The 21531-nt window shown below is 68.7% G+C and carries 24 protein-coding genes; 15 read left to right on the top strand and 9 right to left on the bottom strand.

What is annotated here, in order from left to right:
* Nucleotides 1–4 precede the first annotated feature (4 nt).
* The 11 genes from NFC98_RS09025 (at nt 5) to NFC98_RS08975 (ending at nt 8416) form a co-directional block, all read left to right on the top strand.
* Complete coding sequence (locus tag NFC98_RS09025) at nt 5–403, top strand: hypothetical protein (protein ID WP_254277744.1); 399 nt, start codon at nt 5–7, stop codon at nt 401–403.
* Nucleotides 404–649: 246 nt separating this feature from the next.
* The gene (locus tag NFC98_RS09020) at nt 650–1372 is read left to right on the top strand and encodes a hypothetical protein (protein WP_254277743.1); all 723 of its coding nucleotides are present in this window, start codon (nt 650–652) and stop codon (nt 1370–1372) included.
* A gap of 66 nt (nt 1373–1438) precedes the next feature.
* Nucleotides 1439–1642 (top strand): AlpA family transcriptional regulator, encoded by a 204-nt coding sequence (locus NFC98_RS09015; protein WP_254277742.1) that lies wholly within the window; start codon nt 1439–1441, stop codon nt 1640–1642.
* Complete coding sequence (locus NFC98_RS09010; protein ID WP_254277741.1) at nt 1639–2001, top strand: hypothetical protein; 363 nt, start codon at nt 1639–1641, stop codon at nt 1999–2001. Before NFC98_RS09015 ends, NFC98_RS09010 begins: the two co-directional genes overlap by 4 nt.
* Nucleotides 1998–2483, top strand: coding sequence for a hypothetical protein (locus NFC98_RS09005; RefSeq protein WP_254277740.1), 486 nt, complete (start codon nt 1998–2000; stop codon nt 2481–2483). Before NFC98_RS09010 ends, NFC98_RS09005 begins: the two co-directional genes overlap by 4 nt.
* Nucleotides 2473–2700, top strand: coding sequence for a hypothetical protein (locus NFC98_RS09000; RefSeq protein WP_254277739.1), 228 nt, complete (start codon nt 2473–2475; stop codon nt 2698–2700). The genes NFC98_RS09005 and NFC98_RS09000 overlap by 11 nt, the downstream gene beginning before the upstream one ends.
* The gene (locus NFC98_RS08995) at nt 2690–3634 is read left to right on the top strand and encodes a toprim domain-containing protein (protein ID WP_254277738.1); all 945 of its coding nucleotides are present in this window, start codon (nt 2690–2692) and stop codon (nt 3632–3634) included. Before NFC98_RS09000 ends, NFC98_RS08995 begins: the two co-directional genes overlap by 11 nt.
* Nucleotides 3631–5154: a YfjI family protein gene (locus tag NFC98_RS08990; RefSeq protein ID WP_254277737.1), complete on the top strand. Its 1524-nt coding sequence runs from the start codon at nt 3631–3633 to the stop codon at nt 5152–5154. The genes NFC98_RS08995 and NFC98_RS08990 overlap by 4 nt, the downstream gene beginning before the upstream one ends.
* 3 nt (nt 5155–5157) lie before the next feature.
* Complete coding sequence (locus tag NFC98_RS08985; RefSeq protein ID WP_254277736.1) at nt 5158–5889, top strand: hypothetical protein; 732 nt, start codon at nt 5158–5160, stop codon at nt 5887–5889.
* Between the two features lie 20 nt (nt 5890–5909).
* Nucleotides 5910–6380, top strand: a complete 471-nt coding sequence (locus NFC98_RS08980; protein ID WP_254277735.1) for a hypothetical protein — start codon at nt 5910–5912, stop codon at nt 6378–6380.
* A 1490-nt stretch (nt 6381–7870) separates the two neighbouring features.
* A complete protein-coding gene (locus tag NFC98_RS08975) occupies nt 7871–8416 on the top strand; it encodes a YaeQ family protein (RefSeq protein ID WP_254277734.1) in 546 nt (181 codons plus the stop codon).
* Nucleotides 8417–8437: 21 nt separating this feature from the next.
* On the opposite strand, the gene NFC98_RS08970 is transcribed toward NFC98_RS08975, so the two are convergent.
* Entirely contained in the window at nt 8438–10144 is a 1707-nt protein-coding gene (locus tag NFC98_RS08970; RefSeq protein ID WP_254277733.1) for a potassium/proton antiporter, read from the bottom strand.
* Between the two features lie 152 nt (nt 10145–10296).
* On the opposite strand from NFC98_RS08970, the gene NFC98_RS08965 reads away from it, so the two are divergent.
* Nucleotides 10297–11538, top strand: coding sequence for an ABC transporter substrate-binding protein (locus NFC98_RS08965; RefSeq protein WP_254277732.1), 1242 nt, complete (start codon nt 10297–10299; stop codon nt 11536–11538).
* Nucleotides 11538–12923: an exonuclease domain-containing protein gene (locus tag NFC98_RS08960; RefSeq protein ID WP_367948963.1), complete on the top strand. Its 1386-nt coding sequence runs from the start codon at nt 11538–11540 to the stop codon at nt 12921–12923. The genes NFC98_RS08965 and NFC98_RS08960 overlap by 1 nt, the downstream gene beginning before the upstream one ends.
* On the opposite strand, the gene NFC98_RS08955 is transcribed toward NFC98_RS08960, so the two are convergent.
* From NFC98_RS08955 to NFC98_RS08945, 3 genes are all read right to left on the bottom strand, one after another.
* Entirely contained in the window at nt 12920–13708 is a 789-nt protein-coding gene (locus NFC98_RS08955; RefSeq protein WP_254277731.1) for an alpha/beta fold hydrolase, read from the bottom strand. The two genes, NFC98_RS08960 and NFC98_RS08955, sit on opposite strands and share 4 nt — an antisense overlap.
* Nucleotides 13709–13734: 26 nt before the next feature.
* Nucleotides 13735–14418, bottom strand: coding sequence for a 7-cyano-7-deazaguanine/7-aminomethyl-7-deazaguanine transporter (locus NFC98_RS08950; protein ID WP_254277730.1), 684 nt, complete (start codon nt 14416–14418; stop codon nt 13735–13737).
* A gap of 163 nt (nt 14419–14581) precedes the next feature.
* Nucleotides 14582–16492 (bottom strand): propionyl-CoA synthetase, encoded by a 1911-nt coding sequence (locus tag NFC98_RS08945; RefSeq protein WP_254277729.1) that lies wholly within the window; start codon nt 16490–16492, stop codon nt 14582–14584.
* Between the two features lie 334 nt (nt 16493–16826).
* Here NFC98_RS08945 and NFC98_RS08940 point away from each other — a divergent pair, with 334 nt between their 5' ends.
* Complete coding sequence (locus NFC98_RS08940; protein WP_254277728.1) at nt 16827–17156, top strand: helix-turn-helix transcriptional regulator; 330 nt, start codon at nt 16827–16829, stop codon at nt 17154–17156.
* Between the two features lie 15 nt (nt 17157–17171).
* Here NFC98_RS08940 and sohB read toward each other — a convergent pair whose 3' ends face one another.
* On the bottom strand, nt 17172–18209 hold the full coding sequence (gene sohB, locus NFC98_RS08935) for a protease SohB (protein ID WP_254277727.1): 1038 nt from the start codon (nt 18207–18209) through the stop codon (nt 17172–17174).
* A gap of 124 nt (nt 18210–18333) precedes the next feature.
* On the opposite strand from sohB, the gene NFC98_RS08930 reads away from it, so the two are divergent.
* On the top strand, nt 18334–18645 hold the full coding sequence (locus NFC98_RS08930) for an SCP2 sterol-binding domain-containing protein (protein WP_254277726.1): 312 nt from the start codon (nt 18334–18336) through the stop codon (nt 18643–18645).
* Nucleotides 18646–18701: 56 nt separating this feature from the next.
* Here the strand turns inward: NFC98_RS08930 and nudC are convergent, their stop codons facing one another.
* Genes nudC through NFC98_RS08910 form a run of 4 tightly spaced genes read right to left on the bottom strand, consistent with a single transcriptional unit; the run spans nt 18702 to nt 21524 of the window.
* Nucleotides 18702–19472, bottom strand: coding sequence for an NAD(+) diphosphatase (gene nudC / locus NFC98_RS08925; RefSeq protein ID WP_254277725.1), 771 nt, complete (start codon nt 19470–19472; stop codon nt 18702–18704).
* Nucleotides 19472–20221: a DNA polymerase III subunit epsilon gene (gene dnaQ / locus NFC98_RS08920; protein ID WP_254277724.1), complete on the bottom strand. Its 750-nt coding sequence runs from the start codon at nt 20219–20221 to the stop codon at nt 19472–19474. Before dnaQ ends, nudC begins: the two co-directional genes overlap by 1 nt.
* Before the next feature lie 57 nt (nt 20222–20278).
* Complete coding sequence (rnhA, locus tag NFC98_RS08915; RefSeq protein ID WP_254277723.1) at nt 20279–20749, bottom strand: ribonuclease HI; 471 nt, start codon at nt 20747–20749, stop codon at nt 20279–20281.
* Nucleotides 20742–21524 (bottom strand): methyltransferase domain-containing protein, encoded by a 783-nt coding sequence (locus tag NFC98_RS08910; protein WP_254277722.1) that lies wholly within the window; start codon nt 21522–21524, stop codon nt 20742–20744. Before NFC98_RS08910 ends, rnhA begins: the two co-directional genes overlap by 8 nt.
* Nucleotides 21525–21531: the final 7 nt, after the last annotated feature.

Raw genomic sequence — 21531 nt, 5'->3', positions numbered from 1 at the left:
CGACATGAAGCCCGAGACCACCGTTACCACCGATCAGCGCTTAACCCAGCATGAGGCGGCGCGCCGCGCTATGGCTGCTGTATCTGATGGCCTTGCACCCGATGCCTACCTCCTTTCAGAGAAGGGCGAATCAACCTTCACCGTTCACCTGGCCCGTACTGGCGAGTGCCAGCAGGTAGCCGCCCAGGACTGGCGATCCGCGCTCAAGGCCACCGGCCGGCCTGATGCCTGCTGGATCGAGACCCAGGCCGATGGCGCGATTGATGCCACGTTCGACCCCGAAGCGCCGATCACCATCACCACCCGCTGCCGGCAGGGCACCGAAGCCGAGCGCCTGGCGTTCGCCCTGGCCTGCGTGGCCAATGAGCTGGACAAGGCAGCAGCCGGGGCCGCCCGAGCCTGAACCGCACCACGCTGGCGCCGGCCGGCTGCGGATGCTGCGGACTTGCGGAAAACCGCACCACTGCCGGCCGCGCCGCCTGCGGACGTTTTGCGGACGATTGCGGAAAAGGTGGCCGCCTGCCCTGCCCTGCCCTGCGCTGCCGAGCCCCAGGCGCCAGCAGCGGCCGGCCGGCTACCGATCAAACCACCTGGCCCTGGTGGCCCACCGTGCCGCCCGAGCCCAGCGCCAGCCCGAGGAGGTGCGCCCATGGATGACGAGTTGAAGGCGATCCAAGCCGACTTGGAAAGCGTGCTTGACCGGCTGGCCGATTACATGAGTAGCGACAAGCTGACCTCCGATTACGCCGAGCCGCAGCCGAGCGACCGAGAGGATGCCGCGCGCGTGGCGCTGCGGCATGTGGCCACCCGAAGCCCGTCCTTGGAGTCATCCATCCATGCCGCGCGCTATGTCCGCGAGGGCCGGCCGGCTGATCTTTATGCCGAGGGAACCATGCTCCGCGACCATCCCGAAGATAGCGAGGAGCTGGCCGAGCTGATGGCGGCATTGCGCGCCCTGGACGGCTGGTTGATCGACCAATGGCCGCTGGAAGATGAGCATCTGCAAACACTGGCCTTGGCTGTAAGCGCCTGGTCGGACAAGGAAGGCCAGTTCATCGGAGAAAACGCCGGCCTGACCCTGACCCCGAAGTGCAAACTTGACCGCCGCAAGCTGGCGCGAGAGAGCGCCGCGTTCGATGCCTGGTCATTGCACGCCAGCGACCCCCAGGCCAATCCCATCGATGAGACCCTATTCGAGCGAGCCGGAAAGCCCTACGGCATGTCCGCTTCTGTGGTGAAGCGCGCCTACTACTCCGAAGATGCCCGCGCATTGCGTGAGGCATTCGGACCCGGTAAGCCCAGACCATGGGATAAGGAAGGCAGCCTAGAAGCTTGGGTAACCAAGCGTTGGTCAGAAACCGACGAAAACTGACCAATACCCCGCCCGCCTGATCCGCGAGCCTTCACCTTGCAACCCCGCAACACAAGGTGAAGTGCAATGACAGTTCAATCCCATGACGCCCCCGTATTCCTTACGGTGACCCAGACTGCGCGCCGCGAGAATGTGAGCGTGCCGACCATCTGGCGCTGGGCGCGTGAAGGCAAGTTCCCGCAGCCGGTGAAGCTGGGCGACAACTGCACCCGCTTCCGCCTGGCTGATCTACAAGCATGGGAAGCCGAGGCAGGGAGGGACGCATCATGAGCCCGTCCATTTCCCAGCGCTTGGCCCAGGCGTTCGACCGCTTACGCCTGGAGCAATCCGCCCCCACCTTCACCGTTCACCTGGCCCGCAGCGGCGAGCGCCAGCAGGTAGCCGCCCAGGACTGGCGATCCGCACTCAAGGCCACCGGCCGGCCTGACGCCTGCTGGATTGAGCCCCAGGCGGATGGCGCGATTGATGCCACGTTCGACCCCGAGGCGCCCGCCATCATCACCACCCGCTGCCGGCAGGGCACGGAAGCCGAACGCCTGGCGTTCGCCCTGGCCTGCGTGGCCAATGAGCTGGACAAGGCAGCAGCCGGGGCCGCCCGCACCAGCACCACCGGGGAGGGCGCGGCATGAAAACCACCATCACCTTTGATACCGCACGCCTGTCCGATCCTGAGCAGCGCCAGCGCATCGAGGAGGCCCCAGGCTTCGAGCTGGCCGCCCTACTCCGTGAGCTGGCCGAGGAATGCGACCGCACCAGCGACCTACCCGAGCCCCGCGCGTTGTTGTTGTGCGAGGAGGAGAACGGCCACCGGCCAACCGTGGGCGCCGTGGCCACCCGCCGCGCCCCACTGCCGAGCGCCAGCAGCGAGGAAGGGGAAGGCCCCAGCCAAGACACCCTGGCCGTTTCCTACGCGCTGACCGTGGGCGATGAAGCGCTGTTGCGCCGAGCGAGCTTATCCACCTGCGCGCTGGCCAGCCTGCTGGCGCGGGATGACCTACTGCAAAGCGAGCGGGATGGTCTGGTGATGCTGCTGGCGATGGTATCCGTGGCCATGGAGGAGCGCGCCGAGTTCATCCACGAGACGCGGGGAGGTGGCCACCATGACCTTTGAGCAAGCCGCCGTGCTGGTGCAAAGCGCGAGCGACCTGCTGGCGCTGGGCAACCGGCTGGAAACCATCGCCACCGCCCTGGCTGATGCCGGCGAGCCCCAGGCCCACCACCAACCGCTGGCCGATGCCACCGGGCAGGTAGGCGCCGCCATGCGCGGCATCTTCGACGCCCTGGATGCCGCCCATGCCGATGGAGGAGGCCCGTTCCGTGAGAGCTGAGACGAGAGCGCCCGGCCACAAGGGCCGGGCACCGGGACAAGCACGCGCGCACCACGCGCCCCACCATCATAGCATCACCACCGCGCTGGCCGAGGCCCTGGCCGCCCGAGGCGTCACTGGCCTGGCGATCTGTGCCGATGGAGATGTTCACCGCTTCGATGCACCCGACAAGCGCCGAGGGAACCTGTCTGGCTGGTATGTCTGCCCCACGGCAGAGGTGGCCGTCTATGGGTACTGGCATACCGGGGAGCAGCAGACCGTCACCCTTGCCGGCGAGCATGACCCCGCCGCCGCAGAGCAGGCCCGGCAGGCCGCCGAGCGCGCGCGGCGAGAGCGAGACGCCCAGCGCCAGCGAGACCACGCCGAGGCCGCCCAGCGAGCGCGCCACCTGTGGGCCGCCGCCCAGCCGGCCGGCCACCATCACCCCTATCTGCAAGCCAAGGGCACCGCGCCCCATGGCCTACGCCAGCATGGCGACGTGCTGTTGGTGCCGCTGTTCTGCGATGGCGTGCTGGTCAACCTGCAACGCATCCACCCCGATGGCGGAAAGCGCTTCCTGCCCCGCGCGCGTCTCAAGGGCGCCGCGTCCCTGGTGGGCCGCCTGGCTGGCGCTGGGCGCGTCTACCTGTGCGAAGGCTGGGCAACTGCCGCAACACTGCATGAGGCCACCGGCTGTCCCGTAGTGGCCGCGATGACCGCCAACAACCTGGCGACCGTGGGCCGCGCCTTGCGCCAGCGCCTGCCGGCTGAGGTGGCCATCACCGTGGCCGCCGATAACGACCACCGCACCGAAGGAAACCCAGGCATCACGGCCGGCCGGGCCGCCGCCCAGGCGATCCGCGCGGACCTGACCTGGCCGCGTTTCCCTTGCGCCGGCTGTGCCTGTACCGACTTCAACGACCTGGCCCGGTGCCAGCAGGAGGTGGCCCCATGACCTTGGCCGCAGTGAGAGAGCAAGGCGAGCAACCGCCCGAGCGCGCCGGCAGCATCGACACCGCGCCCCTACCCCTGGCCGAGCGCGAGACCGCCCCCGACTACCCGCTGGAAGCGTTGGGGCCGATATTGGGCGAAGCCGCCGAGCGGCTGGCCTATCACGTTCAGACCCCGCCCGGCATGGCCGGCCAATCCGTGCTGGCTGCGGCCGCCCTGGCCGTGCAAGGACTGGTGGACGTGGCCCGAGGCCCGCACGGCAGGGGGCCGGTATCGTTGTTCTTCCTGTCGATAGCCGGCAGCGGCGAGCGAAAATCGAGCCTTGACCGGCTGGCGCTGGCGCCGATCCGCGAGCTTGAGGCCGAGAAGCGCCAGCACCACCCCGAGGAGCTGGCAGCCTTCAAGGCCGCCCGCGAGGCGTGGGAAATGCGCCGTGATTCCCTGGTGAGCAGCGCCAAGCCCAAGGGCCGGCAGCCCATGAGCGAAGGCGAGGCCGCCTACCTGCAAGACACCCTGGCCAGCATCGACGCCGAGGAACCCCAGCCACCGCCCACGCCGAGCATGACGTTCTCGGAGCCCACCGCCGAGGGCATCTATCGCCACCTGCAACACAACCACCCGAGCGCCGGCCTGTTCTCGGATGAAGGCGTGGGGTTTTTCGGGGGGCATGGCATGTCCGAGGAAGGACGCGGCCGGACCGTGGCCATGGTCTCCAAGTTGTGGGATGGCGACCCGATCACCCGCACCCGAGGCGCGGCCGGTGATTCTGGCGTTCTGGCCGGCCGCCGCCTGTCTGCCCACCTGATGCTGCAACCTGTGGTGGCCGCCAAGGTGCTGGGCGACCCGCTGCTGCAAGGTCAAGGCTTCCTGGCACGCTTCCTGATCGTTCAGGAACCCAGCCTGGTAGGCCAACGGCTGCTGAAAGGGCGCGACCCCAGCCAAGGGCCGCACCATGACCCGGCGATAGCCCGTTACTGGTCTGCCCTGTCCGACCTGATCCGCACGCCCCTGGAGTTGGACGAGAACGGCAGCATCACCCCCAGGCTGGCGAGGATCGAGGGGGACGCTTACGCGACGTGGGCGCGGCTGCATGACGCCATTGAGGTGCAGAGCGGCGAGGAGGGCCGCTTTCGTGACGTGCGGCCGTTCGCCAGCAAGGCCGCCGAGAACGCCGCGCGCATTGCCACCGTGCTGGCGCTGGTGGAAGGCGAGGCCGCGCCGACCGTGGCCCATATCGAGCGCGCCGGCCGGCTGGTGGCCTACTACTTGGAGTCGATGGCGATCCGCACGGCCGAGGCCCGGCAGGATGCCGAGGAGCTGCAAGCCCGCGACTTGCTGGACTGGATCAAGGCCCATGGCGGCCGGCTGGATGCCAAGGACTTCAAGCGCCTGCCCAGCGAGTACCGCAGCGCCAAGAAGGCCCGGCCGCTGCTGGCCTTTCTCGTGGATACCGGCCACCTGCAAATTGACGGCAGCAGCCCGCGCGGCATCCCGGCGAGCTGGCGCCTGGCTGTGGAGGCGTGAACCATGATCGACCTGATGGAGATTGGCCGCCGCCTGTGGGAAGGCGGCGAGCCCCCGGCCGGTGAGCAGCCGGCCGCCCAGGGCCGGCCGGCCATCGACCTGATGGCGCTTGGCAGCGAGGCAAGGGAGGAGCCGGCAGGCGATCCGCCCCCGCTGCGGAAATCCGCAACCATCCGCAACGCATCCGCAGCCCCCGAGCCCCACCCCGCGCGGTTTTCCGCAAATCCGCAAAATCCGCAGCCCACCTTTCCAGCGCCAGCCCATGAAGCCGAGGCGATCATCACCGCCCTGGTGGAAGGCGCCGGCCGTGACCTTGGCCTGCCCCTGGCCAACCGGCTGCGCTATGTGCTGGCGCCGATGGACAGGCCCACCCGCGCCAACCTGGCCGCCGCGATTGATGACGCTTTCGAGGCCGCCCAGGGCATCAAGGAGGCCCGGCAACAGGTAGCCGACCTGCTGGATGCCCACACCCCCAGGCAGGCCAAGCCCGAGTGCCTGGCCGACCGGCCGGACTGGATCACATGGATAGGCGAGCGCTGCCCCCTGCTGCCCGAGGACCGGATATTCATCCTGCGGCGCCTGCACACCCTACCGCCCCGCGCGACCGAGCGCGCCGCGCGCCGCTATGTCGAGACCTGGCAGGCCGCCGCCGAAGCCGAGCCCAAGCCCCAGGCCAAGGACAACCGAGGCCGCACGGCCGCAAACCGCACCCTGCTGGCGCTGGTGCGGCGCTGACCCGATAGGAGACCACCACCATGACCACCATCACCCCCGAGGCCCTGGCCGCCGCCGCCGAGAGCGGCGAAGGTATCGCCCACCTGAGCCCCGCCCAGGCGTGGGCCGCCTGGAAGCTGGCTATGCCACCCGCACGCCTGCAACGGCCGCTGGCGCGGCATGTGCTGGTGCTGCTGGCCAATATCGACCGCAAGGCCCGTCGCGCCTTCCGGCAGGCCGCCGTGAGCCCTGACGCGATGATAGCGGCCGCATTCGATGACCGACACCCGCCGTACCTGACGCGGCCGGTACAAGCCGAGCTGCGGCGAGGCATGGCCGAGTGCTTCCCTGGTCTGAGGCCCACCGGCCGGGACGCTGACGGCAATGCGCTGTACAACCTGGCTGACCTGGCCGAAGCGCTGGGCACAACCGAAGGCGAGATCATCGACCACGCCGAGCGTGAAGGGATTGCCGAGGGCATCACCAGCGGGCCGGTGACGCCGATCCATTGAGGGCAGGGCCGCCCGGCTGGCGCTGGCGCGTGGGACTGGCCATCCGTGGCCGTGCTGCGATCCGCTGGGCGCGTCCCGTTGGCGACCGTGGCCGCGATTGCAGGCGCCACCCTGATGATGGCTCAAGCCTGGCCCCGATGATGTAGGAAACCGCTGACGAAAAAGGTACTCCGACCCCTACCCCCTACCTGCGGGGACGCCGAGCCCCGGCCGCGCGCTATGTGCGAGATTTTCGCCCGGTTGTCATTTCCGTTTCCGGTTGGCACGAGGGAAGGAACCCGCGCCGCGTCTGACCCGGCGAGCGATTCGAGACCGGAACTCGCCCGATGATATGACAACCTGAGCAGCCGCCCGCGCGTCTCCCGGTTGATGTATCGGCTAGGTTCTTCCCTGGCATGATCCACCGGCCACGGGGACGCTGACTCCCGGCCGGCCGGTGAATTTCCGGCAGCATGGATCACCACCACCACCCGCCCCGAACCCGCATGGCTGCGAGGTTTCAAGGTGCGGAAGGTGGCGAAGCTTGGGAATCGAACCGGGGAAGATGCAAGGGAGCCACAACGGCCGCCGCCTACTGGCGCCACTGCCCAGGGCCGGGGGGCATAGAATCCCTAGAGCGCCAAGGACCGGACACCGCGCCCCCAATCGCTTTTTCACGCGCGCGAAATAAGGAAACTTTTTCCGGACGTTTCACCCTGGACCGCCGAGGTCTGCCGCTGCTGACGCCAGCCCGAGACCGCGCGATCAGGAAAGGCAGCGGCGCCGGCTGGGCGACCACCTGGCTCTGGTGCTGGCGCTCAGGATCACCAGCAACCGCCGAGCGCCGACCGTGGCCAGCCTGCTGCGTCATCGCTAACTGCCGAGAAATCACCGCAGCCCGCGCGCCGCCCTGCGGAAATCCGCAACCATCCGCAACGCATCCGCAGCCCCCGAGCCCCACCCCGCGCGGTTTTCCGCAAATCCGCAAAATCCGCAGCCCCACGGTAGAGGCTGGCGGCCGGCCGAGCATGGCAGGGGGAGGAGCGAAACCACCGGGCCGCCTGGTGCAGACCACCGCGCCCCCTCCGCGATAACGGTAACCCAGTTTTTCCGAACCACTGGCCCGCAAGAGGCCCACGCCTTGCGCCAGCGCCACCCACCCCGAGCGCATACCTCTGGCCCTGGTGCTGGCGCTGCCGAGTGACCCCGCGCGCGGCCGGCTGCGAGGCAACCGGCGAGGATCACCAGCCGGTGAAAACCGAGCCCCGGCTTACTGCCAATTCCGAGCTTATGGCGTATCATGCCGCACAACCCAAGCGCATTAGATTACGTTGGGTAGGTAGTTGGGTAGGAGAGAAAATCCCTTCTATCGTGCTGATTTTGTTGAGGTAGCGGCGGACTGTCCCTCCGCCACTTTCTATTCAGAATTAGGCACCTGCGGGTGCCTTTTTCGTTTCTGGTCCCTTTCCTGCCGGGCTCCCCTGCCCGACCTCAACCTCGGTGACGTGCTGATGGCCCTCAAGGCAACCATTCACAAGGTGCAGCTTCAGGTCGCCGACATGGACCGGCACTACTACGCCGACCATGCCCTGACCGTGGCGCGCCATCCCTCGGAAACCGACGAGCGAATGATGGTCCGGCTGCTGGCCTTCGCCCGGCATGCCCACGAGGCCCTCGCCTTCGGCCGTGGCGTCAGCACCGAGGACGAGCCCGATCTCTGGCTCAAGGACCTGACCGGTGCCATCAAGCTGTGGATCCAGCTGGGCCAGCCGGACGAGAAGAGCCTGCGTCGCGCCTGCGGCCGGGCTCGGCAGGTCGTCCTCTACACCTACAGCGGCCATGGCGCCGACCTCTGGTGGGAGCCGCTGGCCGGCAAGCTCGCCGGCCTGGACAACCTGTCGGTGATCGATGTCGCGGCCGACTCGGTGCGGGCCCTGGCCGGCCTGGCGGAGCGCAATATGTCCCTGAACGCCACCCTGCAGGACGGCATGGTCTGGCTGGCCAGCCCCGAGCAGTCGGTGGAGGTCGAGTTGACCACACGCCAGTCTGCCCGCTGAGGGCCAGCACCGCCCTCTCCCTCAATAGAGCCGCAGGCCCACCCGGGTCACCGTGTTGCCCTCCATCTCGCTCACCACCCAGTGGATGCCGTGCCAGTCCACGTCGTCACCCACGACCGGGTGTCCCCCCACTCGCAGGGAGACGAACTCGGCGAGGCTCATGTCCTTCTCGCCGGGACTCAGGGTCAGGCCATAGGCATCGGCGATATCCTGCATGCGCGCCTCGCCGTCGAAGGTGAAGGTCCCGAAGAAGGCCCGCTCCTGCTTCAGCTTCGCATCCCCGTTGAACAGTCGGTTGAGGGCCGGCAGGTCGTCGGTGCGTCCGATCACGCAGATCACGTCGCCGCGCTGCAGCCGGGTGCTGCCCTTGGGGTGCAGCATGGCGTGCTCGCGGAACAGCGCCGAGATCAGGGCGCCGGAGGGGAAGCGCAGCAGGCGGATCGGCACGTCCTCCAGATCGGCGTTCTCCACCACGTAGACGAACATCTCGTAGTCGTTCTCGGGCAGGATCCCCAGCGGCCCGCGGCGGTTGGGCGTGACGCTAGTCGGCACCTCGACCCTCATCCAGCGTGCCACCCAGGAGAGGGATCCGCCCTGGATCAGCAGCGACATCAGCACCACCGCGAAGGCCACGTTGAAATAGAGCGAGGCGTTCTCGACGCCGCCAATCACCGGGAAGATGGCCAGCACGATGGGGACGGCACCCCGCAGGCCCACCCAGGCGATGAACCCGGTTTCCCGCCAGCGAAACTTGAAGAACGGCTTGATGGCGATCAGCACCGCCAGCGGGCGGGCGACGAAGATCAGTGCCAGGGCGACCAGCGAGGCCGGCAGCGCGTACTCGATCATCTCGCTGGGCGTGACCAGCAGGCCCAGCACCAGGAAGAGGCCGATCTGGCTCAGCCAGGCCAGGCCATCGTGCACCGGCAGGATGAAGTTGAGATGGCGTCCGGGCTGGTTGCCGATCATCAGCCCGGTCAGGTAGATGGCCAGGAAGCCGCTGCCCCCCAGCAGGCTGGTGAGACCGAAGACGCAGAAACCCAGCGCCAGGGCCAGCAGCGAGTAGAGCCCCGGCGCCAGGTCCACCCAGCGCAGCAGACGGCCGCTCAACCAGCCGACGCCCACGCCGATGACCAGGCCAAGCCCGAACTGGGTGATCAGGAACAGGCCGGTGTCGAGGATGCCTCCGACCTCCCCCACCAGCATCTCGACCAGCACCAGGGTCAGGAAGATGGCCATGGGATCGTTGGTGCCCGACTCGATCTCAAGGGTCGCCCCGACGCGCTCATTGAGGTTCACGCCGCGTCCACTGAGCATAGAGAACACCGCTGCCGCGTCGGTGGAGCCGACGATGGCGCCGACCAGCAGCCCCTGTAGCAGGGACAAGTCGAAGATCCACATGGCGAACAGCCCGACCAGGCCGCTGGTGATGAAAACCCCCAGGGTGGCCAGGGATAGCGCCGGACGGAAGCCGACGCGGAAGGTCTTGAGGCGGGTGCGCAGGCCGCCGTCCAGCAGGATCATGGCGAGCGCCAGGTGGCCGATGATGAAGGCCAGGGAGTAGTCATCGAACTGGATGCCCAGGAGTCCCTCTTCCCCCGCCAGCATGCCGAGACCTAGGAAGATCAGCAGCAGCGGCACGCCCACCAGCGCCGAGAGCCGGCTGGCCAGCACGCTCAGGGCAATCAGGAAGCCGCTGAGCAGAAAGAGAGTATTGATCGCGTCCATGGGATCCTCACGGCGGCAGGAAACCGCATTATCGCATGCCGCCCGGCGCACGGCGACGGCCGCAGGGAGAGGCTGGCCAAGGATATGCCGCAGCGGCTAAACTTGGCGCCGCGCCAAGCGCCCTTGCCGCTGTTGCCGCTGGAGCTCCCCGCATGACCACACTCGCCCTACGCCGGACCGACCGGCCTTGGCGGCTCGCCTGCCTGGTGCTACTCGGCCTTCTGGCCGCCCTGCCCGGCGAGGCAGACGAGGGGGCCCTGCCGGCCCCGCCGCCGACCTTTCCGCCCCTGCAGACCGAGGTCATGGTGCCTCGCCTGGATGTCATCAGCGGAGAGGCCCCGGCCCCGGAGCAAGCCATCGAGGCGGTCGCGATGCCCGAAGAGGAAGCGGCCTCGAGCGGCGATGACGATTCGGCGTCGCCCGTCGCCCCCGAGACCGAGCAGGCCGATATCGAGCCGGTGCCGACGGTGGCCGTCGCGGCCCCCGAGCCACTGGCGCCACCTCCCCTAAAGCGCCTCGAGATCATGCTCGACTGGTACCCGAGCCCGCGCCACGCCCCCCTGATCCTCGCCCGGGACAATGGCGTGCTCCCCCGCAACGGCCTGGAGATCGTGCTCTCGACCCCGGCCGACCCCAGCGTGCCGACCCGGCTGCTCGCCGCGGGACGCGTCGACCTGGCAGTGACCCGCCAGCCGCTGCTGCACCTGCAGGTGGACCGTGGCCTGCCGCTGATCCGGGTCGCCACCCTGGTGGGGCTGCCGCTGGCGGCAGTGATCCTGCGGGACGGGCAGGGGGAGGCGTCCCTCGCGCGGCTGGCCGGGAAGCGGGTCGGCTACGCCGACGAGGATGGTCGTGACATCCTGCTGCCGGCGCTGCTCAAGCCCCACGGCCTCGTGCCCGCCGAGCTGACGCTGACGGACGTCAACTTCGGCCTCGCCGCCGCCATGGTCGATGACGAGGTGGACGGGCTGATCGTCAGTTCGCGCCTGCAGCTCCCCCGCCAGCTGGCTGACGAGGGGGCGTCCGCACAGCTGTTGCGGGTGGAGGAGCATGGCATTCCGCTCCATGACGGCCTGATCCTCGTCGCCAACCGTGATCGCCTCGGTGGCCAGAAGGAGGCGATACGCAAGCTGATCGCCGCGCTCGAGGAGACCACCGCCTGGATGATCGAATTCCCCGACGAGGCCTGGCGGCGGCTGATCGCCTCGGAGCCGAGCATCGACACCCCGGCCAACCGCGCCGCCTGGCCCGAGATTCTCCGGCGCTTCAGCACTCGCCCCGCCGCCATGGACAGCCAGCGGTATGCCGGCTTCGAACGCTTCCTCTATGAGCGTGGCCTGGTCGGCGAGGAGACCCCGGTCGACCGGCTGGGGGTCGATCCCGGAGCGCCCTGATGGAAGCGCCCCTGATATTCCTCGACCTGGAAACGACGGGCACCCGGACGACCCGCGACCGGATCACCGAAATCGCCGCCCTGCGGGTCGAGTGTGGCGAGGTTACCGCACGCTGGCACCGTCTGATCGACCCTGAGGTACCCATCCCTGCGCACATCACCGCACTGACCGGCATTCGCCAGGAGATGCTCCGGGGCGCCCCCACCTTCGACGAGATCGCCGCCGAGCTGAGGGCATGGCTGGGAGACGCCATCCTGGTCGCCCACAATGCTCGCTTCGACTACGGCTTCCTGCGCAACGCCTTCAGGCGCGCCGGCGAAGCGTTCAGCGCCGAGGTGATCTGCACCCTGCGCCTGTCCCGGCGCCTGGCGCCGGAGCATCGCCACCACAACCTGGCCGCCCTCCTCGAGCGCCATGGCCTCGACGCCGACGGCCGTCACCGCGCCATGGCGGATGCCGAGGCGCTGCTGTCGCTCTGGCAGTGCTGGCAGCGGCGCCACCCGGCACCGCGGCTCGAGGAGGAAGTGCGCCGCCAGCGCCGGCAGCCGAGCCTGCCGGCACACCTCGACCCGGGCCTGCTCCAGGAGCTGCCGGCCGGGCCCGGCGTCTATCTGCTGTATGGCGAGAACAACCTGCCTCTCTATATCGGCAAGAGCGTCAACCTGCGAGCCAGGGTAATGAGCCACTTTCAGGCGGATCACCGACAGGAACGCGAGATGCGCCTGGCCCAGCAGGTGCGCCATCTCGACTGGCAAGAGACGGCCGGCGACCTGGGCGCCCAGCTGCTCGAGGCTCGGCTGATCAAGGAGCGGCTGCCGATCATGAACCGGCGGCTGCGACGGGTCGGGCGCCTGGCCGGGTGGTCATGGCCGGCGGGAGCGCTGCGGCCCGAGCTGGTGAGCACCGAGACGCTGACCGGCCCCCAGGCACAGGGGCTGATGGGCCTCTTTCGCAGTTCACGGGAGGCCCGCCAGGCCTTGCGGCAGATCGCCACCGACCAGGCGCTTTGCCTGCGCATGCTGGGCCTCGAGTCGGGGCGTGGCGCCTGCTTTGCCAGCCAGCTGGGGCGCTGTCGCGGGGCCTGCCGAGGCGACGAGACGCCGGAAGTCCATGCCGCCCGCGGGCGGGCCGCGCTGTCACGGCTGCAGATTCACCACTGGCCCTGGGAAGGCCGCCTGGCCATCGGCGAGAAGGGAGAGAGCGACCGACAGGCCTGGCACCTGGTGGATCACTGGTGCCATCTCGGCAGCGCCGCGTCACTCTCGGCGCTGACGGCGCTCGCCGCCGGGCAGGGACGCTTCGATGTCGATACCTACCGGATCCTCAGGCGCCATCTCGATGGCCCTGAGGCGTCGAGCCTCACGCTGGTGACCCTGCCCCGCTAGTGGTCGGCGACGAAGCGCTCCACGGCCTCGCGAAAGGCCTCGGGCTGCTCCGCATGCAGCCAGTGCCCGGCGTCCAGGGTCACCACCTCGGCGGCGGGCAGTACCTCGCGCAGGGCCGGCAGCATGTCGTCGGTCACGTAGGGAGAGCGAGCGCCGCGCAGCACCAGGGTTGGGCCCTCGAAGGCCCCTTCTCCCATCGGCGGCCCCATGATCGTCTCGTAGTCCTGCTGGATCTCGTCGAGCCCCAGGCGCAGACGCAGCCCGCCCTCCTCGGCCCGCTCCAGGTTGGTAGCCAGGAACAGCCGCACCGCCCGCTCCTTGACGTGCTCGCCCAGCAGCTCGTCGGCCTCGCGGCGGTTGGCGGGGTGTCCGGCCTCCAGGCGGCGCAGCCCGGCGAAGACGACGTCGTGGTCGTGGCCATAGGCACGCGGCGCGATGTCGGCGACGACCAGCGAGGTCACCCGCTCGGGTGCCAGGCGTGCCAGGGTGATCGCCACCTTGCCCCCCATGGAGTGGCCCAGGACGTGGGCCCGCTCGATGCCCAGGCGATCCATCAGGGCCAGCACGTCCTCGGCCATGGCGTCGTACCCCATGCCCTGGGCATGAGGCGAACGGCCGTGGTTGCGCAGGTCGACGGCGATCACCCGACGATGCGCCTGCCACTGCTTGACGTGGGAACGCCAGTTGTCGGCACTGCCGAACAGCCCGTGGATGACCACCAGCGGGGTTCCCTCACCGGACGCCTCCGGTGCGTCGCTATCCAGATGGTTCAGTTCGATGGGCATGGCTCTCTCCTCGCGCAGGTTTGGGTTCAGGAACGGGCCCGGGCGGCCTCCGGTGCCAGGTCGGGGCTGCCGGTGGCGGCCACCAGGCGGCGGCTCAGCCAGGCCAGCAGCACGCCATAGAGCGGCAGGAAGAACAGCAGGCTGATGGCCAGCTTGATCACGTAGTCGACCCAGGCGATCTCCAGCCAGTTGGCCGCCATGAAGGGGTCGGGACTGTTGTAGAAGGCGATGGAGAAGAAGGCGAAGGTATCGGCCAGGTTGCCGAGCACCGTGGAGATCGCCGGCGCCACCCACCAGGCCCGCAGGCCACGCAGCCGGTCGAAGACACTCACGTCGAGCAGCTGCCCGATCAGGTAGGCCATGAAGCTGGCCACCGCGATGCGCGCCACGAAGAGGTTCCACTCCCCCAGCGCCTCGAGCCCGGCGAAGCTTCCCCGGGGGAAGACCACGGAGACCACATAGGAGATCAGCAGGGCCGGCAGCATCACCCGCATCACGATGGCGCGTGCCGGCTCCTTGCCGAACAGGCGTACCGTGAGATCGGTGGCCAGGAAGATGAACGGAAAGCTGAAGGCACCCCAGGTGGTATGGAAGCCGAACAGGGTGAAGGGCAGCTGCACCAGGTAGTTGCTGGCGGCGATCACCAGGATATGGAAGCCGACCAGCAGGGTCAGGCAGCGACGGTACTGGAGATCGGAAAGCACGAACATGCGGGTATCCTTTTTGGTGGAGGGGTGAGGGAACCCTCGTGGAACGGGCTGCCGTTGGCAGCGAGCAGCCGCGCATTATACGGGCCCGGGCGCGTGCTGGCCATGCCGACCAACGCAAGCGCCGCCCGGGTGGGCGGCGCTGAGGATCTTGATGGCGAAAGGATCAGACTTGGCGAGCCTCGTGGGCGGCGCCGACCTCCCGGGCCCTCATGGCGTCGTGGACGTCCTGCAGGCTGGCCGGATCGTCGATGGTCGAGGGCACGCCATACTCCTTGCCGTCGGCGATGTTACGCAGCAGCTTGCGCAGGATTTTGCCCGAACGGGTCTTGGGCAGACGGTCCACCACCAGCACCTGCTTCAGGCAGGCGATGGGGCCGATCTTCTCGCGCACCAGGGCGACCAGCTCCTGCTCGAGGTCCGCCTCGCGGCCCTCGAAGCCATCCTTGGGAATCACCAGGCCGACCGGCAGCTGGCCCTTCAGGGCGTCATGGATGCCGATCACCGCGCATTCGGCCACTGCCGGGTGGGCCCCGACAACCTCCTCCATCTCCCCGGTGGAGAGTCGGTGGCCGGCCACGTTGATGACGTCATCGGTGCGCCCCATGATGAACAGGTAGCCATCCTCGTCGAAGTAGCCGCCGTCGCCGGTCAGGTAGTAGCCCGGGAAGGCCGCCATGTAGGCCGCATGGAAACGCTGCGGGTCGCCCCACACGCCGACCAGGCAGCCCGGGGGCATGGGCTGCTTGATCACCACGCTGCCCTGCTCCATGGGGCCGACCTGCTCGCCCTCGCGGTCGAGGATCTGCACGTCGAAGCCCGGCACCGGCACGGTGGCGCTGCCGGCCTTGGTGGGCATGGGCTCCAGCCCGTGAAGGTTGGCGGCGATGGGCCAGCCGGTCTCGGTCTGCCACCAGTGGTCGATCACCGGGACGTCGAGGAGGTCATCCAGCCAGTGGAAGGTGGGCGGGTCGAGGCGCTCACCGGCCAGAAACAGCGCCTTGAGGCAGGAGATGTCGTACTCGGCCAGCAGCTTGCCGTCCGGATCCTCCTTCTTGATGGCCCGGAAGGCGGTGGGCGCGGTGAAGAAGCTCTTGACCCGGTACTCGCTGATCAGCCGCCAGAAGGCGCCGGCATCCGGGGTCTTCACCGGCTTGCCCTCGTAGACCACGCTGGTGCATCCGCGCAGCAGCGGCGCATAGACGATATAGGAGTGGCCTACCACCCAGCCCACGTCGGAGGCCGAGAAGAAGACCTCGCCCGGATCGACGTCGTAGATGGCATCCATGGAGTAGGCCAGCGCCACGGCATAGCCGCCGGTGTCACGCACCACCCCCTTGGGCTTGCCGGTGGTGCCGGAGGTGTAGAGCACGTAGAGGGGGTCGCTGCCCTTGACCGGCACGCAGTCGGCCGGCGTCGCCGCTTCCAGCAGGGTCGCCCAGTCGTGGTCCCGCGGGCCCAGCTCGGCCAGATGCTGCTCGCGCTGGAACACCACGCAGGCGTCCGGCTTGTGGGCGCTCTGCTCGATGGCCGCGTCGATGATCGGCTTGTAGGGCAGCACCTTGTTGACCTCGACGCCGCAGGAGGCCGCCACCACCACCTTGGGGGCGGCATCCTCGATACGCACCGCCAGTTCGTGAGGGGCGAAGCCGCCGAACACCACCGAGTGCACGGCCCCGAGCCGGGCACAGGCGTACATGGCCACCAGCGCCTCGGGCACCATCGGCATGTAGATCACCACACGATCGCCCTTCTCGACCCCCAGGCCCTTGAGCGCACCGGCGAAGCTCGCCACCTGGTCGCGCATCTCGCGATAGGTCAGGGTGCGCTTGCTGTCGGTCACCGGGGAGTCCCAGAGGATCGCCGGCTGGTCGCCACGCCCCTGCTCCACGTGGTGGTCCAGGGCCGCATGGCTGATATTCATCTCGCCATCGACGAACCAGCGGGCATGGTTGGCCTCGTCGTACTCGAGGATCGTGGAGGGCGGCGTGAACCAGGGGATGCGACGCGCCTGCTCGGCCCAGAAGGCCTCCGGCTGGTCGATGGAGCGGCGGAATTCGTTAGCGTAGGTGCTCATGGTCTTCCTGTCTGCAATACGATGGCGGTCGTTGATTGTTGACACTGTAATGCAGAACGGGGCGATTGCCTTCCGACCAAAGGCTAACTTTCGACAAAAGGGGGAGACCCTTGGGGGCTTATTGTCGACAACAGTGCCGGGGCCGCGGGTCGCCGAGCAGGGCAAAAACCCTGCTTCAACGAAAATGGGGCGGGCAGGCCACCTCGCCACTGGTCTATGCTTGAGCGATAGTTAAAACAGCAAAGGGCCATTCGTCGTCCAGCGACGAAGGCGGGACGTCATGCCGGCTCATCGCGGCATGCCGACAGGGCAATGGCGAGCGCAGGGGATCGACATGGGCAGTTCCAGCAGCGTGGCATCGCGACTTCTCGAGGGTGGGGACCCGGTCATCGACCAGGCCACTGCCCTGCTCAAGGCCCTGGCCAACGACAACCGGTTGAGGATCCTCTGCCTGCTGGAGGGCCAGGAACTGTCGGTGACCGAACTGAACCAGCGGCTGGCCCTCAGCCAGTCGGCCCTCTCCCAGCACCTGGCCATCCTGCGCCGCGAGAACCTGGTGAGTACCCGGCGCGCCTCCCAGACGATCTACTACTCCCTTCAGGGAGAGAGCGCCCGCACGATCATCGACGCCCTGGGCAGGCTGGGGCTGGACCGGGTCGACTGAGGGGGCTCCGCCCTCCTAGCGGCGATGCCAGCGGCTGTTCTCCAGTAGCTCCAGTCCCCTCTCCATGGCCCGCTCCACCCCGGTGGAGACCGCCAGCCCCAGGCGCTCCCCCAGGCGGCGCTTCGGCTCGAGCCTGACGCTGACCACCCGGGCCTCCTTCATCCGCTCCACCAGATAGGCCTCGCTGGTGCCCAGCGTATCCACCAGCCCCTTCGCCAGCGCCTCGCGGCCATACCAGGTCTCGCCGGTGGCCACCGCCTCGATGTCCAGCGCCGGACGCCGCTCGGCCACATGGCGCTTGAACAGCTCATGGACGCTCTCCAGCTCCTCGATGAACTTCTCCCGTCCCTCCTCGGTGTTCTCGCCGAACACCGTCAGGGTGCGCTTGTAGCGGCCTGCCGTGAGCAGCTCCACGTCGATGTCGTGGCGCTTGAGCAGGCGATGGACGTTGGGGAGCTGGGCCACCACGCCGATGGAGCCGATCACCGCCAGCGGGGCCGCCCGCAGGGTATCGGCGCCGCATGCCATCAGGTAGCCGCCGCTGGCGGCCACCTTGTCGATGCACACCGTGGTGGTGAGCCGGGCCTCGCGCAGCCGGTCGAGCTCCGCCGCGGCCAGGCCGTAGGCATGGACCAGCCCGCCCGCGGACTCCAGGCGAACGACTACCTCATCCCCCTCGCTGGCCGCGTCGATCAGCGCCGAGACCTCCTCGGCCAGGCGCGGGGTCCCGCTGGCGCGGATGTCGCCATGGAAGTCGAGTACCCAGACCGTAGGGCGCGGGGCCTGCGCCTTGTGACCGGCCTTTCCCCGGGCCTTGTCCTCGCGACGGAACGACTTGAGCAGGCGCTTGCGCTCACCCGGCTCGCTGGCAGCCAGAGTGAGGCGGCGACGGCGATAGTCGCGGGCCTCGTTGAGCTCCTCCAGGCGCAACCGCGTCTTCTCGCCACCCTCGCCCCGGGCCCTGACACCCACGGCCACCGCCAGGCCGACGATCACCACCAGGCTGACCAGCTGGGCCAGGAACATGCCGAAGTCCGACAGCCACTCGCTCATTCTCTCCTCCTCATCCTGGCGCGCGCCCGGGGCTTGCGATGCCGGGGGCGGGCCTTGATTGAAACGTTCGTTTGAAATATGCTCGGGGCTGCCATCGAACCCGGACCACCCAGCAGGAGCCCCCATGAGCATCTCGACCCTCGACAAGCTGCAGTCACGCTTCGACCCCCAGGCCGCCAGCGGCATGGACGAAGTCTTCCAGTTCCACTTCAGCGATGCCGGCAGTCACTACCTGGCGGTGAAGGATGGCGCCCTGGAGATCCAGGAGGGCGAGCATGACGACCCCTCCGTCAGCCTGAGCATGTCCACCGACACCCTCAAGGGCATCATGACCGGCGAGGTCAACGGCATGACCGCCTTCATGACCGGCAAGCTCAAGGCTACCGGCAATGTGATGCTGGCCACCCGCCTCACCAGCCTCTTCCCCAACGGGTGAATCGTCTCCTCACGCCAGGGACGACTACGGGCCGCCTCTGGGCGGCCCGTGGTTCGTCAGCGCCCCGCCACTTCGGCCAGGTGAGTCTCGATCAGCGCTCGGGAGATCGAATAGAGCGGCGGCAACTGGGGTAGCTTCCGGGGGGAGAACCAGGCCGCATCGGCGATCTCGACGCCGTCGATGCGGATGCGGCGGCTGGCAGCCTCGGCGAAGAAGCCGAGCATCAACGAATGGGGGAAGGGCCAGGGCTGGCTGCGGAAGTAGCGGATCCGTCCGACCTGCAGCCCTACCTCCTCGAAGATCTCCCGTCTCACCGCCTCCTCGGCCGACTCGCCCGGCTCGATGAAGCCGGCCAGGGTCGAGTAGCGGCCGGGCGGAAACCGCGGGCTGCGGGCCAGCAGTAGCGCGTCGCCGTGGGTCACCAGAGTGATGATGCATGGAGAGATGCGCGGATAGTTGCGGTGCCCGCAGGCGTGGCAGTGCATGGCGAACTCGGCGTCGAGACGGTCGGCCGGGGCCCCGCACCGTCCGCAGAAGCGGTGGTCGCGCAGCCAGGCGCCCACCTGCAAGGCCGTCGCGACCAGGGCAAACCAGGATTCCGGCAGCCGGGACAGCCAGCCGCGACCGTCCAGCCATCCCTCCCCGGCCCGCTCCTCCAGCGAAAGCGCCACCGGCCTGTCGTACCAGTAGCAGAGCGGCTGCATCGCCGGCGTCCACGCCATGACCGGCTGAAGCGGGCCGCCGTCGGTGGCCGGGGCGATGCGCCCCTGGGCGATTCGGATCACGTGGCCGGAGGTGTTCTCGAGGGGAAGCTCGCGGCGCAGCATCAGTGGGGCGCTCCCCCGTCGAAGCGGTCCCAGTGGCACTCCCCCGCCGCCTCGCGAATGCTGGCCAGTTTCTGGCGATGAGCCGCCAGCTCGGCCTCGTCGGGACGGACCACCCGCAGCTGGCCGGGCGACATGGCGATGCGGCGGATCGCCAGGCCGGAGGCGCCCACCGAATCGCCCTCGCCGCCCGCCATGGCGTCGAGCGACAGCGCGGTCTGCCCGCCGGTCATCGCCAGATAGACATCGGCGAGGATCTCGGCATCGAGCAGGGCGCCGTGCAGCACCCGGTGGCCATTGTCGATCTCGTAGCGCTTGCACAGGGCATCGAGGTTGTTGCGCTGGCCGGGATGCTTGTCGCGGGCCAGCTGCAGGGTATCCAGGATCCGGCAGTGCTCGGCCACCGGGCCCAGCCGGGGCTCACCCCGCTGGCGGTTGAGTCGATCGAACTCGTGGTCCATGAAGCCCACGTCGAACGGGGCGTTGTGGATCACCAGCTCGGCGCCCTGGATGAAGGCCCAGAACGCATCGGCGATCTCGGCAAACCGCGGCTCGTCGGCGACCCGCTCGTTGGTGATGCCGTGGACGCCGATCGCCTCGGCCTCGATCTCGCGCTCGGGGTTGATGTACTGGTGGTAGGTGTTGCCGGTCAGCCGGCGGTTGACCATCTCCACCGCGCCGATCTCGATCAGGCGGTGGCCTTCGCGCGGGTCGATGCCGGTGGTCTCGGTATCCAGGATGATCTGGCGCATGCGGATCTCTCGTGTCTCGGGCGGGTATCTGGCACAGCAGCCGTGGTGCGGCGAGGGTCAGGCGCGGGCGCGGTGGGCGTCGATGGCCTGGTTGGCCAGCTCATCGGCCCGCTCGTTGCCCGGGTGGCCGCTGTGGCCCTTGACCCAGTGCCACTCGATCTGATGGCGGTGCGTCTCCTCGTGGAGCTCACGCCACAGCTCGGCATTCTTGACCGGCTGGCGGCCGGCGGTCTTCCAGCCGCGCTTGATCCAGCCGTGGATCCATTCGGTGATGCCGCGCCGCAGGTATTCGGAATCGGTCCACAGCTGGACCCGGCACGGACGCTTGAGCTCGCGCAGCGCCATGATCGCGGCCATCAGCTCCATGCGGTTGTTGGTGGTCACGGCCTCGAAGCCGTTGAGCGCCTTCTCGTGGCGACCGCTCAGCAGCAGGGCTCCCCAGCCACCCTGGCCCGGGTTGCCACGGCAGGCGCCGTCGGTATAGATGGTCACCTCGGGCAGCGAGGCGGCGGCATTCGAATCAGTCACCCTCGGTCATCCTTTCCTGTTCCGACTCGAAGCGCTGGCCCAGGCGGGTAGCCCCGAGGGCCGAGCCGCCGAAGGGCCGGGCAAAGCTCAGGCGGGTTCCCTGGGGCTGCACCAGCTGGGGCCTGCGCCGAGCCTGAATCATGTAGCTGTCGCCCAGCGGCAGGTTGTGGCGGCGCCCCAGGGTCTCCAGCATGGCATTGCGCGGCAGGCTGCCGGGCAGATGGAAACCGCAGTAGTCTACCCGCTCGATCTCGAAGTCGACAAATGCGAGCCAGTCGCGCAGACGGGCCGGCGTGCGCCAGTGGCCGCGCCAGGGCAGCCGGCGGCGGCATGGCGGCCAGGCACGCGCCAGGGCCGCTGAGGAGAGTGGCATCCAGCCGAAGATGATCAGGAATCCCCCGTCGGCGGTGACCCGCGCCGCCTCCTGGAGCATATGGTGAGGGTCGGGCACCACCTCGAGGAGGTGGTGCACCACCACCAGGTTCAGGCAGTCATCGGGCAGCGGCAGCGCGTCCGGCGGACAGACCAGGGTCGACGGGTGCTCGGCGAGTTCCCGGGTCGGCGCCCAGCGCATCGCATGGCGTACCGGGCACATGTCGGCGAGGCTGGTGGCCATGCCGAGCTCCAGGCTGTGAGCACCGAAGAGCCGCTCGCAGACCGGACCCAGGCAGGCGCGCTCGGCCTGGCGAACCGCCTGGCCGCCCGGACTCGCCCAGAAATGGCGCCCGTCACGAACCAGCCCGGCCAGGGCGTGGGCGGTTGGGGAAGTTGACATGGTGCGC

Source organism: Halomonas sp. 3H (assembly GCF_024206005.1).
Lineage (GTDB): Bacteria > Pseudomonadota > Gammaproteobacteria > Pseudomonadales > Halomonadaceae > Halomonas > Halomonas campaniensis.
The sequence above is the reverse complement of the archived record's forward strand: the minus strand, read 5'-3'. Positions and strand labels throughout refer to the sequence as shown.